The 15,105-nt window shown below is 72.9% G+C and carries 12 protein-coding genes; 9 read left to right on the forward strand and 3 right to left on the reverse strand.

The features are described 5' to 3' along the window. Positions 1 to 146 precede the first annotated feature (146 nt). The 7 genes from AB0G15_RS11100 (at position 147) to AB0G15_RS11130 (ending at position 6,342) form a co-directional block, all read left to right on the forward strand. The gene (locus AB0G15_RS11100) at positions 147 to 1,181 is read left to right on the forward strand and encodes an SIS domain-containing protein (protein WP_362837565.1); all 1,035 of its coding nucleotides are present in this window, start codon (positions 147 to 149) and stop codon (positions 1,179 to 1,181) included. A 64-nt stretch (positions 1,182 to 1,245) separates the two neighbouring features. Further along, complete coding sequence (locus AB0G15_RS11105; RefSeq protein WP_362837567.1) at positions 1,246 to 1,482, forward strand: PTS glucose/sucrose transporter subunit IIB; 237 nt, start codon at positions 1,246 to 1,248, stop codon at positions 1,480 to 1,482. A gap of 134 nt (positions 1,483 to 1,616) precedes the next feature. Beyond that, positions 1,617 to 2,072: a PTS glucose transporter subunit IIA gene (locus AB0G15_RS11110; RefSeq protein ID WP_362679294.1), complete on the forward strand. Its 456-nt coding sequence runs from the start codon at positions 1,617 to 1,619 to the stop codon at positions 2,070 to 2,072. 57 nt (positions 2,073 to 2,129) lie between these two features. Further along, on the forward strand, positions 2,130 to 2,840 hold the full coding sequence (locus AB0G15_RS11115; protein WP_362837569.1) for an HAD family phosphatase: 711 nt from the start codon (positions 2,130 to 2,132) through the stop codon (positions 2,838 to 2,840). A 28-nt stretch (positions 2,841 to 2,868) separates the two neighbouring features. Next, a complete protein-coding gene (locus tag AB0G15_RS11120) occupies positions 2,869 to 3,126 on the forward strand; it encodes an HPr family phosphocarrier protein (protein ID WP_362837571.1) in 258 nt (85 codons plus the stop codon). Further along, positions 3,123 to 4,823, forward strand: a complete 1,701-nt coding sequence (gene ptsP / locus AB0G15_RS11125; protein WP_362837573.1) for a phosphoenolpyruvate--protein phosphotransferase — start codon at positions 3,123 to 3,125, stop codon at positions 4,821 to 4,823. The genes AB0G15_RS11120 and ptsP overlap by 4 nt, the downstream gene beginning before the upstream one ends. 160 nt (positions 4,824 to 4,983) lie before the next feature. Beyond that, complete coding sequence (locus AB0G15_RS11130) at positions 4,984 to 6,342, forward strand: glycoside hydrolase family 3 protein (RefSeq protein ID WP_362837575.1); 1,359 nt, start codon at positions 4,984 to 4,986, stop codon at positions 6,340 to 6,342. Between the two features lie 77 nt (positions 6,343 to 6,419). Here the strand turns inward: AB0G15_RS11130 and AB0G15_RS11135 are convergent, their stop codons facing one another. Both AB0G15_RS11135 and AB0G15_RS11140 read right to left on the reverse strand, forming a co-directional pair. Next, the gene (locus AB0G15_RS11135) at positions 6,420 to 6,545 is read right to left on the reverse strand and encodes a hypothetical protein (RefSeq protein ID WP_362679309.1); all 126 of its coding nucleotides are present in this window, start codon (positions 6,543 to 6,545) and stop codon (positions 6,420 to 6,422) included. 66 nt (positions 6,546 to 6,611) lie between these two features. Further along, the gene (locus AB0G15_RS11140) at positions 6,612 to 11,252 is read right to left on the reverse strand and encodes an HAD-IC family P-type ATPase (protein WP_362837577.1); all 4,641 of its coding nucleotides are present in this window, start codon (positions 11,250 to 11,252) and stop codon (positions 6,612 to 6,614) included. A 132-nt stretch (positions 11,253 to 11,384) separates the two neighbouring features. On the opposite strand from AB0G15_RS11140, the gene AB0G15_RS11145 reads away from it, so the two are divergent. Continuing rightward, on the forward strand, positions 11,385 to 12,623 hold the full coding sequence (locus AB0G15_RS11145) for a hypothetical protein (protein WP_362837579.1): 1,239 nt from the start codon (positions 11,385 to 11,387) through the stop codon (positions 12,621 to 12,623). A gap of 454 nt (positions 12,624 to 13,077) precedes the next feature. Here the strand turns inward: AB0G15_RS11145 and AB0G15_RS11150 are convergent, their stop codons facing one another. Then, entirely contained in the window at positions 13,078 to 14,280 is a 1,203-nt protein-coding gene (locus AB0G15_RS11150; protein ID WP_362837581.1) for an acyl-CoA dehydrogenase family protein, read from the reverse strand. Between the two features lie 82 nt (positions 14,281 to 14,362). On the opposite strand from AB0G15_RS11150, the gene AB0G15_RS11155 reads away from it, so the two are divergent. Beyond that, positions 14,363 to 15,007, forward strand: coding sequence for an HAD family phosphatase (locus tag AB0G15_RS11155; RefSeq protein ID WP_362837583.1), 645 nt, complete (start codon positions 14,363 to 14,365; stop codon positions 15,005 to 15,007). The last annotated feature ends 98 nt before the right edge of the window (positions 15,008 to 15,105 follow it).

Raw genomic sequence — 15,105 nt, forward strand, 5'->3', positions numbered from 1 at the left:
CTCGATCTGAGATGTCGCATGAGTTAGGGTTCGTACTGGTCTAGTCCGGACTAGACCACAGGCCGGAAAAGGGTGTCAACGTACGGACCGGAGACGGATCGATAACGGCCCGGTCTCGTCCGTCCGAAGCGAAGGATGAGCGCGAGATGACGACCAAGATGCGCAGCGAGATCGCCGAGCAGCCCGCCGCGCTGCGAGCCACGCTCGACGCCCTCCTTCCCCGGGTCGGGGAGGTGGAGCGGCTCGCGGGGCAGACCCGCCAGCTGCTGTTCATCGCCCGCGGCACCTCCGACAACGCCGCAGTCTACGGTCGCTACCTGGCCGAGACCCACACCGGCAGGCTCTCCACTCTGGCCGCCCCCTCGATCGCCACGACCTACCGGCGCAGGCTGGACCTCGACGGCGTGCTGGCCGTGGCACTCTCCCAGTCGGGCAGGACCGAGGAGATCGTCGAGACCCTCGCCTGGGCGAAGGACTGCGGCGCCAGGACCGTGGCCATCACCAACGGCGGCGAGCAGAGCCCCCTGGCCCAGGCCGCCGACCTCGCCCTGTGCACGGTCGCGGGCGAGGAGAAGGCCGTCCCGGCCACCAAGACCTACACCACCCAGCTCGCCGCGCTCGCCGTGCTCGCCCTCGGCCTGGGCGCGGACGTCGACGCCGCCGACCTGCAGCGGGTGCCGGACGCGGTCGAGAAGCTGGTCGGCGACCCGGGTGACCTGGAGGCGATCGTCGAGGGCCTGGCCGACAAGCCGGGCGTCGTGGTCTCCGGCCGGGGGCTCGCCTTCTCCACCGCGCTGGAGCTGGCGCTCAAGCTCAAGGAGGCGTGCTACCTGCACGCCATGGGGTTGTCGTACGCCGACCTGCTGCACGGCCCGATCGCCGTGGTCGACGAGGACACCCCGGCCATCCTGGTCGCTGCGGGGGAGGGCCCGACCCTGGCCGGCACCGTGGCGCTCGCCGAGCGGGTGACCGGTGCGGGCGCCTCCGCCTACACCGTCGGCGGCGGTACCGCGCTCTCCTCGGTCTCCACCGCCGCGCTGAACGGCCCCGACCTTCCCGAGTGGGTCGCCCCGCTGGGCCTCATCGTCCCCGGTCAGCTGCTCACCGAGGCCCTCGCGCGCAGGCTGGGGATCGACCCCGACGCCCCCCGCGGTCTCAACAAGGTGACCCAGACCGACTGATCGCGATATGTCCTTTAGCCTGGTCATAGCCTTGGGAACAGGGTGATCACATCTGGAGGGCGACATGGCGGCCGACGCCGACGCGATCATCGCTGGACTCGGTGGTGCGAAGAACATCATCGAGATCGAACCGTGCATCACCCGGCTCCGCACCGAGGTGCGCGACGCCTCCAAGGTCGACCAGGCGGCCCTGCGGGCGGCCGGCGCGCACGGCGTGATGGCGACGGGCAACGTCGTCCAGGTGGTGGTGGGTCCCGAGGCCGACACGATCGCCAGCGACATCGAGGACATCATGGGCTGAGCGAGGGCCGACAGGAGCCGGTAGGGGCTGACAAGGGCGCTCTCGCGGGCGGGGCGTGCCCGGGCGGCACGCGTGGGCGGCCGGGGGCGCGGACGGGCCGCCCTCGCGGGCGGCGGCATGCCGAGGGGGGTGCGGTGACCACAGTTCTGGCACCGGTCGCGGGGGTGGCCGTGAGGCTCGGCTCGGTGCCCGACCCGGTCTTCTCCGAGGGACTGGTCGGGCCCGGCATGGCGATCGAGCCGGACAGGGCGCCCGGCCGGGTGCTCTCCCCCATCGCGGGCACCATCGTCAAGCTGCACCCGCACGCGTTCGTGGTCGTCGGCGAAGACGGCAGGGGGGTCCTCGTCCACCTGGGCATCGACACGGTCGAGCTCAGGGGGGAGGGCTTCGAGCCGCTCGCCGCCGAGGGCGACCGGGTGAGCGCGGGGCAGCCGGTGGTGGCGTGGGACCCGGCCGGGATCGAGGCGGGCGGGCGCTACCCGATCTGCCCGGTCGTGGCGCTGGACGCCGCCGCGAACTCCGTCACCGGCCTCGCCACGGGGGCCGTGGGCGCCGGTGACGAGCTTTTCGAGTGGAGCGATCCCGCCTGAGGGCTCGCGGAGCGGGGAAAGGGCGAGGAACGTGGGACGCGGGCGCGGGCGACGGCCGTGCGGACGAGAACGGAGCCGGGAGTGGTGACGGGAATGGGGACGACGGCGAGACCGCCGGTGAGGGCGGCGCTCTTCGATCTCGACGGGACGCTGATCAACAGCGAGCGGCGGAGCATGGCCATGTGGTCGATGCTGCTCGACAGCCACGGAGTGGTCCACGACGAGGTCGTGCTGCGCGGGTTCATGGGGCGGCGCGGGCGCGACGTCCTGACGGAGAGCGCCCATCTCTTCCCCGGCAAGCGGATCGACGACCTGATCGAGGAGGTTTTTTCCTTCCAGGACCATCCCGGCCTGCCGGACATCGTGCCGGTGCCCGGCGCCGCCGAACTGGTCCGCAGGGTCTCGGCGCACGGTTCGCCGATCGCGGTCGTCACCTCCGCCGGCCGTGACTGGGCGGAGGAGCGGCTGACGCAGGTCGGTATCCGCGACCTGCTGGAGACGATCGTTTCCGCCCACGACGTGGCCGTGGGCAAGCCCGACCCCGAGGGGTTTCTCCTCGCCGCCGCACGCCTGTCGGTCGATCCGGCACACTGTGTGGCGTTCGAGGACTCGATCGCCGGGATCGCGGCGGCCAAGGCGGCCGGTATGGCGTGCGTGGGCATAGCGACCACGTACCCGGGCACTGAGCTGGCCGAGGCCGATCTCGTGGTCGCGGATCTGACGGGGGTCGACTGGCCCCTGCCGAGCATCAATGGTCCCGCGGTCTAGACCGCGGGCGAACTTCTGGGAGGAACACGTGGCCGAGCGCCAAGTCACCGTCAAGGCGGAGGTCGGCCTGCACGCCCGGCCCGCCGCGACGTTCGTCCAGACGGCGGCCAAGTCGTCCCTGGACGTCACCGTCGCCAAGGGGTCCGGGGAGCCGGTGAACGCCAAGAGCATCCTGGCGGTCCTCGCGCTCGACGTCAGGGAGGGCGACACGGTGATGATCAGAGCGGAGGGCGAGGGAGCCGACGAGCTTCTCGACCAGCTGGCCGGCATCGCGTCGGCGCCGTGAGCACCCTCACCGGGGTGGGGGTGAGCCCCGGGGTCGGTGTCGGTCCCGCCTACGTGCTCGCGTACGAGGCGACCGTCCCGGCCCCGGACTCCCGGCACGGCGGGGGCGCCGGGGACGCGGCCGCGGAGCTGGCCGTGGCCGGGCGGGCGCTGGAGCGGGTCGCCGCCGACCTGGAGGCGCGGGGGGCCCGCGCCGGTGGCGAGGCCAGGGAGATCCTGGAGGCGCAGGCCATGATGGCCCGCGACCCCGGCCTGGCGGACGGGGTGGCCACGCTGGTCGAGGCGGGCACCGCCGCGGCCCGCGCGGTCTACGAGGCGTTCGGCCACTACCGCGACCTGCTCGCCGCGGCCGGGGGATACCTCGGCGAGCGCGTCGCCGACCTGGACGACGTCAGGGACCGCGCCGTCGCGGTGATCGAGGGCCGGACCGTGCCCGGCATGCCCGCCGTTCCCGCGGACACCGGGCAGCCGTACGTCCTCGTCGCCCGCGACCTGGCGCCCGCCGACACGGCGCTGCTGTCTCCGGAGGTGGTGGCGGCCTTCGTCACCGAGCAGGGCGGCCCGACCAGCCACACCGCGATCCTCGCCCGCGCGATGGGGGTGCCGGCCGTGGTGGCCTGCCCGGGGGCGACCTCGATCGTGCCGGGGACGCCGGTGCTGGTCGACGGGGCCTCCGGTCTCGTGCGGCCCGCGCCCTCCGACGACGAGCTCCTCGGGGCGCGCAACGCCGCCGCCGCGCGGGAGGCCGTGCTGGCCTCCGCCACGGGGCCGGGGACGACCGCCGACGGGCACGCCGTGCCGCTGCTGGCCAACATCGGCGGGCCCCGTGACGTGGCCGCCGCGCTGGAGCACGGGGCCGAGGGGATCGGGCTCTACCGGACCGAGTTCCTCTTCCTCGACCGGGCCGAGGCGCCCTCCGCGGCGGAGCAGGAGGCCGCCTACCTGGAGGTGCTGGACGCCTTCCCCGGCGGCAGGGTGATCGTGCGGACCCTCGACGCGGGTGCCGACAAGCCCCTCGCCTTCCTGCCGCCGGGAGCGTACGAGCCCAATCCCGCGCTGGGGGAGCGGGGACTGCGGCTGTTCAGGACGCATCCGGAGATCATGGACACCCAGCTCGCCGCCCTGGCCGCGGCGGCCGCGCGCTCGTCGGCGAGGCTCCAGGTGATGGCGCCGATGGTGGCCACCGCCGAGGAGGCCGCCTGGTTCGCCGACGCCTGCGACGCGGCGGGGCTGCCGTCGGCGGGCGTGATGATCGAGATACCGTCGGCGGCCCTGCGCGCCTCCGACCTGGCCGTCCGGGCGGGCTTCCTGTCCATCGGCACCAACGACCTGGCCCAGTACGCCCTGGCCGCCGACCGGCAGCTGGGCGCGCTGACCGGGCTCCAGGACGCCTGGCAACCCGCCCTGCTCGACCTGGTCGCCCTGGCCGCGGCGGGCGCCGCGGAGCGCGGCAGGCAGTGCGGGGCCTGCGGTGAGGCCGCGGCCGACCCGGCTCTGGCCTGCGTGCTCGTCGGGCTCGGGGTCACCTCGCTGTCGATGTCCGCCCCGGCGCTGCCCGCCGTACGGGCCGCGTTGTCGCGCCACACGCGGCAGCAGTGCCATCTCGCGGCCACGGCCGCGCGGGCCGCCGCCTCCCCGCGGCAGGCGCGTGCCGAGGCGCGCTCGCACCTGCCCGGTCTGGCCGGTCTGGCTCTGTGACGTGGGCGGACCTCTTCAGTGAGCGGACTTCTTCATGGGTGACGTACGGGCCGGAGAGCACCGGTCGGTGGAAGGCGTGTGGCCGATGATGACCGGGTGGATGGGCGGGCGCCGGGGCGCGGGCCCGGATAGCGTAAGCGGCATGGCTGGGTGGAGACGTGTGACGGGTATCGCGGTGATCGCGACGATGGTGGCCGGATGCGCGGAGGCGGGCAGGACCGCTCCGCCCGTGTCCGGTGCGACGCGGGCGGGCGAGACCTCCGCGAGCGCCGACGCGGCGGCACCGGCCGACACCGCGGCCGCGACTCCCGGGTCCCCCGAATTCCCCGAGGCGTCCGTTCCCGCCGCGGCCTCCGCGACGACGGAGGTGGCGGGGGTGGAGGGCGTGCTCGCCTCGATGAGCGTGGAGGAGAAGGTCGGCCAGCTGTTCATGCCCGTGCTGTACGGCCCGTCGGCCGACACGGCGTCGGGGGAGAACCAGGCGCGGTTCGGCGTGGACACCCCGGCGAAGATGATCGCCCGCTACCGCCCCGGCGGGGTGATCCTCTTTCCCTGGGCGGGCAACGTCAAGAGCGTCCGGCAGGTCGTGGCGCTCACCAACGGCCTTCAGAAGGCGTCCCCCGAGATCCCGCTGCTGATCGGCACCGACCAGGAGAACGGCAAGGTCTCCCGCCTCGCCCCGCTGGTCACCCCCCTCCCCGGGGCGTCGGTCATCGGCGCGACCCGCGACCTCTCGCTGGCCCGCCGGGCCGCCGAGGTGACGGGCACCGAACTGCGCGCCCTGGGCGTCAACCTCGACTTCGCGCCCGTCGCCGACGTCAACCTCAACCCGCGCAACCCGGTGATCGGCCCGCGCGCGTACGGCTCGGACCCGAAGAAGGTCGCGCCGATGGTCGCCGCCGCTGTCCAGGGCTTCCACGACGCGGGGATCGGGGCCACGGCCAAGCACTTCCCCGGCCACGGCGACACCGGTGTCGACAGCCACACCGGCCTGCCGGTGATCGGGCACTCCCGCTCCCAGTGGAACAGGCTGGACGCCCCGCCGTTCGCCGCCGCCATCGGCAAGGACGTCGACGCGATCATGAGCGCGCACGTCGTGATGCCGAAGCTCGACCCCTCGGGTGACCCGGCCACCCTCTCCAAGCCGATCCTGACCGGGCTGCTCCGGGAGAAACTCGGCTTCGACGGGGTCGTCTCGACCGACGCGCTGGACATGGCCGGGGTGCGCAAGAAGTACGGGGACGGGGAGGTCGCGGTACGGGCGATCCAGGCCGGGGTGGACCTGCTGCTCATGCCGCCGGACTACCGCGAGGCCCATCGGGCGCTGCTGGCCGCCGTGGCGTCCGGGAAGATCTCCAAGGCGAGACTCGACCAGTCCGTCCGGCGACTGCTGACGCTGAAGGCCGCCCGAGGCCTGCTGGACAGGGCGCCGGTCGCCGACCCGGCCGAAGCCGAGCGGGTGCTGCGCTCGGCCGAGCACCTCAAGGTCGCCCGGCTCATCGCCTCACGGGCCCGCTGAAGTCACTTCACAGGCCCGCTGAAATCACCTCACGGGCCCGCTGGAAGGGGATCCAGGGGCCCTGCCGCGAGGCCGGATCAGGCGAGCTGGAGGTTGCCGGTCCTGGCCAGCGAGATGACGAGCGACTGGACGATGCGCGTGAGCAGGGCCTCGATCAGCATGACGGCGGCCTTCGCGAGCACGGTGGAGATGAATCCGGACATAACAACCTCACAGGGAGAAAGGGGTCTTAAAGCGATAATCCGTACCAAAGGAGTCTAAGTCACCAGTCATGAGGTTGCCGTTTGGTGAACGTTCGGTGACGTTCCCTGTGTCGACGCCTGGAAGGCCACCCCCGCGGCCGTCGTGGTGGCGGCGCTTCCCAGGGCGACGGTCCACCCCACGGGCCCCAGGAAGTGACAGCCGAAGAACCGGCAGAGCCCCGGAACCGAGACGGCCATGCCCAGGACGCCCAGGGACAGGAGCGAGGCCAGCACCACCAGGCGGTCCCGGCTGCCCAGGGCCAGGGTCTGCAGCAACTGCGACGCCACGAGCGCGACCAGCCCCATGGAGTCCGCCCGCCCGCGCGTACCGGTCACCCGGCCGATCGCCCAGGCCAGGCCCGCCGCGCTCGCCGTGGTGGCGGCGCGCAGGTAGATGTCCCGGGTCAGGGAGGCGCCCAGCGAGGCCTCCGGGCCCTCGTCAAGCAGCCTCTCCGGGCTGGTGGCCGCCGGCGGCCGGGAGGCCACCGCCATCGCGGGCAGCATGTCGGTGAGCAGGTTGACCAGCAGCAGCTGCCGGGCGTTCAGCACGTTCCCGCCGCTGATCAGGCTGGATCCGACCGCGAAGACGATCTCACCGATGTTGCCGCCGAGCAGGATGCTGAGGGCGTCGCGGACCGAGCCCCACATCGCCCTGCCCTCGATGATCGCGTCGACGATCGTCTCGATGCGGTCGTCGGTCACCACGATGTCGGCCGCCGCCCGCGCCGCCGGGGTGGCGCGGGACCCGAGGGCGATCCCCACGTCCGCGACCCGGATCGCGGGAGCGTCGTTGGCGCCGTCGCCGGTGACCGCGACGACCTTGCCGGTCCGGCGCAGGCAGCCGACGATCCGCGCCTTGTGCGCCGGGGTGGTCCTGGCGAAGACCGTCACGTCCGGCAACGCCTCCACCAGGGTGTCGTCGTCCATCTCGTCCAGCTCGGGCCCCGTCATGATCCGCCCGCCGTCCAGCACGTTCAGCTCGGCGCCGATCGCCTCCGCCGTGCTCGGATGGTCGCCAGTGATCATGATGATGCGCACGCCCGCCCGCGTGAGGCGGCCGACGCTCTCGGCGGCCGTGGGCCGCACGGGGTCGGCCAGGCCGAGGAACCCGAGGAAGCACAGGTCCTGGATGCGGGACTCGTCGAGGTCGCGGCGGTCGGAGGCGGAGCGCTCCGCGACCGCGAGCACCCGGTAGCCCTGCCGGGCGAGCTGGTCGAGCTCCTTCTCGATCTCCGCCACGAGGTGGTCCGCGAGAGGGACCACCCGGCCGTCACGAAGGATGGACGTGCAGCGAGTGACCACGATCTCGGGGGCGCCCTTGACGCTCAGCAGCGGGCCCGAGTCGCCCTTGCCGAGCACGGCGTGGTAGCCGCGTCCCGGCTCGAAGGGAAGTTCGTCGACCCGTTCCCAGCTTCCGGTCCCCTTCTCGGTCACCCCCAGCCGCTCTGCCCCCTTCAGCACGGCGCGGTCGGTGGGGTGCGGGACGGGGCGCCCCTCGTCGTGCCGGGGGCACGCGCGCATCCCGGCGGTCACGATGTGCCGCAGCTCGGGCGTCAGATCCTCCAGCGTGCGCTCGTCCTGCACGTCCGAGACGCACCGCAGGCTGATGCGCCCCTCGGTGAGGGTTCCCGTCTTGTCGAAGCACAGGACGTTGACCCGGCCGAGGGCCTCGATCGTGGAGGGGTTGGGCACCAGGGTGTTGCGGGTCGACAGCCGCCGCGCGGAGGCGAGCTCCGCGACCGAGGCGACGAACGGCAGCCCCTCGGGTACGGCGGCGACGGCGAGGCTCACCGCCGGCGCGAGCGCCTGCGGCGCCGAACTGCCGCGCAGCAGGTCGGCGGCGAGCAGGACGACGCCGGACCCGACCGCGACCGGGAGGACCCGCCGGCTCAGCTCCCGCAGCCGCAGCCGCACGCCCGTGACCGGAGGCCGCTCCGCGGCGAGCCTGGCGGTCCTGGCCGTCTCGGTCGCCTCGCCCGCCGCGACCACCACGGCCAGCCCGCTGCCGGCCGCCACCGTCGTCCCCTCGTAGACCATCGAGGTCCGGTCGGCGATGGCGGGCGCGTCGACGGGCTCCGGTGACTTGGTGACGAGCTGGGACTCGCCGGTGAGGGCGGCCTCGTCGATCTCCAGGCCCACGGCCTTGAGCACGCGGCAGTCGGCCGGCACGGTGTCACCCGCGCGCAGCTCCACCACGTCGCCGGGTACGAGGTCCTCGACGGTCGCGTGCGCCTGCTCGTGGGGGCGGGAGCTCGGCTTCTCCTGGACGTCATGCCCGGGAGCGTGAGTCGCGCTCGCCTTCTCCTTCGTGCCCGTCTTCTCCTTCGTGCTTGTTTTCTCCCGGGGGCGGCGCAGCCGCACGGGAACCGCCACCGCCTCGGTCAGGCGGTGCAGCGCCCGGTCGGCGCTGTATCGCTGGCCCCCTCCGATGAGCGCGTTGGCGAGGACGACCGTGCCTATCATCACCGAGTCCGACACCGAGCCGACCAGGGCCGACAGGCCCGCCCCGGCCGCCAGGACGGGGGTCAGCGGGTTGGCCAGTTCCTCGACGGACACGCGGAGCAGCGAATCGGGGCCCGGCGGCTCTCCCGATCCCGTGGCGGACCTGCGCCGCGCGGCCTCGGCCTCGCTGATCCCGGCGGCCGACGAGCCCAGCAGGGCCAGGACCTCCTTGGCGGGCATCGCGTGCCAGGGGGTCCGGTCGACCCGGGCCGGCGGGGCCTCCCGCCCGGCGTGCCAGCCCGCCCACCCGCCCGTGACGAGGGTGGCCACCGACGTGCAGCTGCTCGCGAGCTGCGCCTTGTGCTGTGACTCCTCCGCCGGTCCGAGGGTCGTCAACACGCCTCCGGCGGCGGTTCCCGCGGCGGTGAGCCACACGCAGCGCTCGCTCGTCCTCCTCGCCGGTCCCAGGCAGCTCAGGAGCAGGTGGACCTCCTCGAGCTCGGCGATCACGTCCGCGTCCCAGGGCACCCGGCCCGAGTCGCGCAGCACGCCTATGCCCAGGTCGGCCTGGGCCAGCGCGGCCATCCGGCGCGCCGACACCACGGCGACCCCGTGGCCGGCGGCCTGGAGCGCGCGGACCGACCGGGCCAGCCGGGGACCGCCGGGCACGATCTCGTCGATGCCGAGCCGCAGGCCGAGTTCCGCGCCGCCCCCCGCGAGCGTCACGGCGCACGCGTCCCTGGCCGCGGCGACGATCGCGTCGGCCAGCGGGTCGACGCGCGGCGCCAGGCCGACCAGGGCGGCCGGAACGCCCTTCCTCGTCACGCGGACGGCCCGGATCCCCCGGGTCTCCCAGTCCTCGGCGTCCTCCGTGACGAGCCCGGCCGGGCCCGCGAGGGGCTCGGCCCTCCACCCGTCGCGTTCCCGCCGTGCGCCGGGGTCGTCGACGTCGATCAGGGTGAGGAGTCGCGCGCGCAGCCCGTCGAGGCCTTCGCCGTTCGCGGAGTCCGCGTCGCCGAGGGGGACGATGCGGTCGATCTCCCACGAACCGGTGCCGAGCACGTCGGCGTCGAGGATGACCGTGTCGACGCCGTCCATGTGGCGCAGGGCGCGATCGTCGAGAACGATCGCGCCGCGTCTCGCCATGGCACGCCCGATCGCGGCGGCGAAGAACTCGCGGCCCAGCTTCGCGGCCCTGGGCGTCGTCGCGGTGAGCATGGCGACGGCGCGCGCGTGGCCGTCGCTGAGAAGGTACGTCAGCCCGGAGGCGCCGGCCGCCACCGGACTCGCGACGCGCTCCAGCCGGTCCACGGGGCTGTGGGCCAGGGGCGCGGGGCGTGGTTTCCCGGCCGCGCGGATGTGGCGGTAGGAGCCCTTCCGCGACGCCAGTTCGTGCTGGCGCGCCTCCCAGGCCCGCCGCGTGTCGCGCGCCTCGATGTAGCGGCCGGCGGCGGTGGCCGACTGGACGAGCATCCCCACCCGGCGCAGCGCCAGCGTGTGGGTGATGATGCTCGCCGTCGTGAACAGGGTGACGGTGGCCGGGCCGCCGAGGTGGCGTTCCATCTCGTGGCGGACCCTCGGGGTGGACTCGGCCAGGCCCAGCAGGGCGGGAAAGATCGCCGGGATCGACGGTGCGCGCAGCGCGTGCCCGGTGAACGCCATGCCCGCCCCGATCAGGCTCGCGCCGAGCCGGATGCCGGCACGGGTCTGCCGTTCCACCAGCCTGGCGGTGTGGTGCTGCACCAGCATGGAAACGAGGGACCCCGGCTCCGGCGACGAGACCTTGCCGGATTCGGCGTCCTCGTCTTCGGCGTCCTCTGCGTCCTCTAGGTCCTCTAGGTCCTCGTCCAGGTCGTCGTAGCCGTCGGTCAGATCGTCGTCGTCCCCCGAGCCCTCGCCGTCGAGCGCGTCGACGATCGACAGCAGCTTCTCCAGATCGATCGCCCCCGGGTCACACCCCACGAAGACGGAGCTGAGTACTCCGTTGACCTCGGCCCGCTCGACCCCCTCCAGCTTCAGCAGGGCGTTCTCCAGGCGCCGGGCCATCGGCTCGCTGCCAGGCGAGCCGATCACGCGCAGATCGACATGGAGCCCTCCGGGACAGACCCGTTTGCCGCGCGAACGCGGCAGGGCGTTCATGACCGCGGCGGGCACGACCTTGATCGCACCGGGCACGACGTTCCAGAGGGTTTCCGCGGGCACGGACAGCAGACGGGGCACGAACATTCAGATCTCCGGCAGGCAAGATGACGGGGCCGATCAGGCCGTGGTTACGCGCGGCCTGATCGGCCCCGTCGCTGCGATCACTTGGACGATCTACCGCGGGCCGAACTCCTCGCCCGGGAGGCGGAGCCCGCGGTGCGGGAAGTGGACGCCGAAGATCGTGACGCGGACGTCGTGGCCCGGGACGCGGGCCTCGCAGTCCGCGGCGTGGGCTTCGTGGCCCGGGACGCGGGCTTCGTGGCCCGTGAACGTGAGGTGGACGTGGTGGTCCGGGAGCCGGTGCTCGCGGTCCGTGAGGTGGGGCTCTTCGCCCGGGACGTCGTGCCGGTCGTCCGGGATGTGGAGCTCTTGGTGCGTGGTGTGGCGCCGGTCGCCCGGGAGGCGACGGTGCTCGCCGCGCGGGTGGCGGTGCCCGCGGCGCGGTTCGCGGTACCGGCGGCGCGGGTCGCGGTGCCCGCGGCCCGGTTCGCGGTGCCCGCGGCCCGGGTCGCGGTACCGGCCGCCCGGGTCGCGGTGCGTGACGCGGGTCTCGTGGTCCGTGAGGTGGTGCCTCCCGTGCGGGAGGTGGTGCTCCGGGTCCGTGAGGTGGGGCTCTTCGCCCGGGACGTCGTGCCGGTCGTCCGGGATGTGGAGCTCTTGGTGCGTGGTGTGGCGCCGGTCGCCCGAGAGGCGGCGGTGCCGGCCGCGCGGGTGGCGGCGCCCACGGTGCGTGATGCGGTGCCGGCCGCGCGGGTCGCGGCGCCCACGGTGCGTGATGCGGTGCCGGCCGCGCGGGTCGCGGCACCCGCGGTGCGTGACGCGGGTTTCGTGGTCCGTGAGGTGGTGCCTCCCGTGCGGGAGGTGGTGCTCCGGGTCCGTGAGGTGGGGCTCTTCGCCCGGGACGTCGTGCCGGTCGTCCGGGATGTGGAGCTCTTGGTGCGTGGTGTGGCGCCGGTCGCCCGAGAGGCGGCGGTGCCGGCCGCGCGGGTGGCGGCGCCCACGGTGCGTGATGCGGTGCCGGCCGCGCGGGTCGCGGCACCCGTGGTGCGTGACGCGGCGGTGCCCGCGGCCCGGGACACGGTGCTCGCGGCCTTGGAGGCGGTGCGCGACGCGGACGCCGCCGTACGGGACGCGGGTGTGGTCCGGGAGGTGGAGCCTCCCGCCCGGGACCTGGACGTCGAACCGGTCGTCCGGGACCTGGATGTCGAACCCGTCGTCCGGGACGCGGAGGTGCCCGTCGAAGACCCGGAAGCGGAGCTCGCGGGCCTGGAGACCGGACTCGACGACCGGTTCTTTCCGCGCGCACGCTGCGCGATCAACGTCCCGACCCCGATGGCCGCCGCTACCGGCCATTCGAGCAACCCCGCCACCGCGAGCGCGCCGAGCCCCCCGTAGTAGACGATGCGCTCAGCCGGAGGAAGGAACGACTTGGCCGTGTCAACGGCCTGTCCCGCCTCCTGCCTGCTGACGTGCGGCATGTGAACATGCGGCGGTCGCAGCTGCACGGTCAGCATCGGAAGTTTGAGCGTTAGCGAGTTGCCGTCCTGTTTCCTGCTTGCCTGGGCATGCGTGGTGGACGTTGCGGGTGTGGTCGGTCTCTGCGCCGTACGGGCGCGTGACCGGCTCGTCTGAGCTACTGCCATGATCCCTCCTCATGGGAACCGAGGGAAGGTGCAAATGGAGCCCGCAGGAGGTCGATCATGCCTTCTACGTGCGGTTATATGGCCCGAGTGCCATTCTCGTAATCTTCCTCGTATTGTGGCCGCGAAACGCGTAACGGCCGTTGAATCGGATGTTAGGGGATGAATCTCCGACAGTCCGGACCGCTCGCTGTCCGTTTGGGGATGTTTTAGGAGAGATACGGCTTGAGCTCGCGGCGGGCCACGGTGCGGAGGTGGACCTCGTCCGGGCCGTCGAATATGCGCATCGCGCGGGCCTGCGCGTACATCGTCGCGAGCGGGACGTCGTCGGACAGTCCCATGCCGCCGTGAACCTGGATGGCGCGGTCGATGACGTCGCACGCCATCCTCGGGGCGACCACCTTGATGGCGGATATCTCCGAGGCGGCCGCCTTCACGCCGACCGTGTCGATCATCCAGGCGGCCTTCAGGGTGAGCAGCCTGGCCTGCTCGATGGCGAGCCGCGACTCGGCGATCTGCTGCTGCACCACACCCTGCTGCGCCAGCGTCCGGCCGAAGGCCACCCGGTTGGCGGCGCGGGCGCACATCAGTTCCAGAGCGCGCTCGGCCATCCCGATGGCGCGCATGCAGTGGTGGATGCGGCCGGGACCGAGCCGGGCCTGGGCGATGCGGAAGCCGTCCCCCTCCTCCGCGATGAGGTTCGCCGCGGGCACCCGGGCGTCGGTGAAGACGATTTCCGAATGGCCGTGCTGCTCCTGGTAGCCGAAGAGCGGCAGGTGACGTACGACCTCGACGCCCGGGGTGTCCATCGGGACCAGGATCATCGACTGCTGGCGGTGCGGGGGTCCTTCGGGGTCGGTCTTGCCCATCACGATCAGGATCTCGCAGCGCGGGTCGGCCACCCCGGTGATGAACCACTTGCGGCCGTTGACGACGTACTCGGAGCCGTCGCGCCTGATGGAGGTGGCGATGTTGGTGGCGTCGCTGGAGGCCACCGCGGGCTCGGTCATCGCGAACGCCGAACGGATCTCGCCGGAGAGCAGGGGCTTGAGCCACCGGTCCCGCTGCTCGGGCGAGCCGAACATGTGCAGGACCTCCATGTTCCCGGTGTCGGGGGCCGCGCAGTTCAGTGCCTCGGGGGCGAGGTCGATGGAACGGCCGGTGACCTCGGCCAGGCTGGCGTAGTCGAGCACCGACATGCCCGACTCGGCGGGCAGGAACAGGTTCCAGAGGCCGCGTGAGCGTGCCTCGGACTTGAGCTCCTCCACCACCGGCGGCAGCTCGTGGTTGTCGTGCCCTCTGGTCCGGCGCCACGCGTGGTAGACCGGCTCCGCTGGATAGACGTGGGTAGCCATAAAATCGGTCAGATTGGCGAGGTATTCCTGCGCCGTGTCGCTGAGCGCGAAGTCCATGGCGGCCAGTTTGGCACCACCCCTTCTTCGGCCGTCCATCGGTCCACGCCTAACCTGGAACCCGTTCCATCGAGGAGGACAGATGCTGAAGGGCGTGCTGATCGACTGGGGTGGCGTGCTCACCGTCGGTCTCGCCGAGGCGATCGCCGAGTGGATCGTCGCCGAGAGTCTCGACGAGGCCCACTACCGGAAGGTGATGCGCGAGCTCGTCGTGCACGCGTACGAGAACGGCGAGAACGGCGAGAACGCGATCCACGCCCTGGAGCGCGGAGAGATATCCGGCCTGGACTTCGAACGAGACCTGGCGGCCAGGCTGATCACGACGGACGGCGTACCGCCGGTCGCCGAGGGGCTGCTGGCCAGGATGTTCTCCCGCTTCCACCGGGTCGAGCCGATGTACGAAATGCTCCGTGAGGCGCGTGCCGCGGGGCTGCGCACCTGCCTGCTCTCCAACTCCTGGGCGAACGAGTACCCCCGCGAGGGCTGGGAGGACTTCTTCGACGCGGTCGTCATCTCGGGAGAGATCGGCATGCGCAAGCCCGAGCCGAGGATCTTCGAGCACGCGCTCGGCAGGATCGGCCTGGCCGGGGAGGAGTGCGTGTTCGTCGACGACATCGAGGCCAACATCGAGGCCGCCCGGCGGCTCGGCATCGTCGGCGTGCACCACCGCGACCCCGAGCTGACCATCACCGAACTGGAGACCCTGTTCCAGGTCACGCTCCGCTGACCCGGCCCGCCCGTCTCCCCGCTCCGTCCACCGGGTGCCGCCCGGTGGACGGAGCGCGGCCGGCCCCCGGATCGTGCCGCTCCGCGCGGGCGGTATCA

This window comes from Streptosporangium sp. NPDC023825 (genome assembly GCF_040639575.1).
Lineage (GTDB): Bacteria > Actinomycetota > Actinomycetes > Streptosporangiales > Streptosporangiaceae > Streptosporangium.

What these genes read in the sequence shown, in the direction of transcription:
- AB0G15_RS11105 (WP_362837567.1), top strand. Translation starts at nt 1,246, where the DNA reads ATGGCGGCCGACGCCGACGCGATCATCGCTGGACTCGGTGGTGCGAAG.
- AB0G15_RS11150 (WP_362837581.1), bottom strand. Translation starts at nt 14,280, where the DNA reads ATGGACTTCGCGCTCAGCGACACGGCGCAGGAATACCTCGCCAATCTG.
- AB0G15_RS11140 (WP_362837577.1), bottom strand. Translation starts at nt 11,252, where the DNA reads ATGTTCGTGCCCCGTCTGCTGTCCGTGCCCGCGGAAACCCTCTGGAAC.
- AB0G15_RS11155 (WP_362837583.1), top strand. Translation starts at nt 14,363, where the DNA reads ATGCTGAAGGGCGTGCTGATCGACTGGGGTGGCGTGCTCACCGTCGGT.
- AB0G15_RS11135 (WP_362679309.1), bottom strand. Translation starts at nt 6,545, where the DNA reads ATGTCCGGATTCATCTCCACCGTGCTCGCGAAGGCCGCCGTCATGCTG.
- AB0G15_RS11100 (WP_362837565.1), top strand. Translation starts at nt 147, where the DNA reads ATGACGACCAAGATGCGCAGCGAGATCGCCGAGCAGCCCGCCGCGCTG.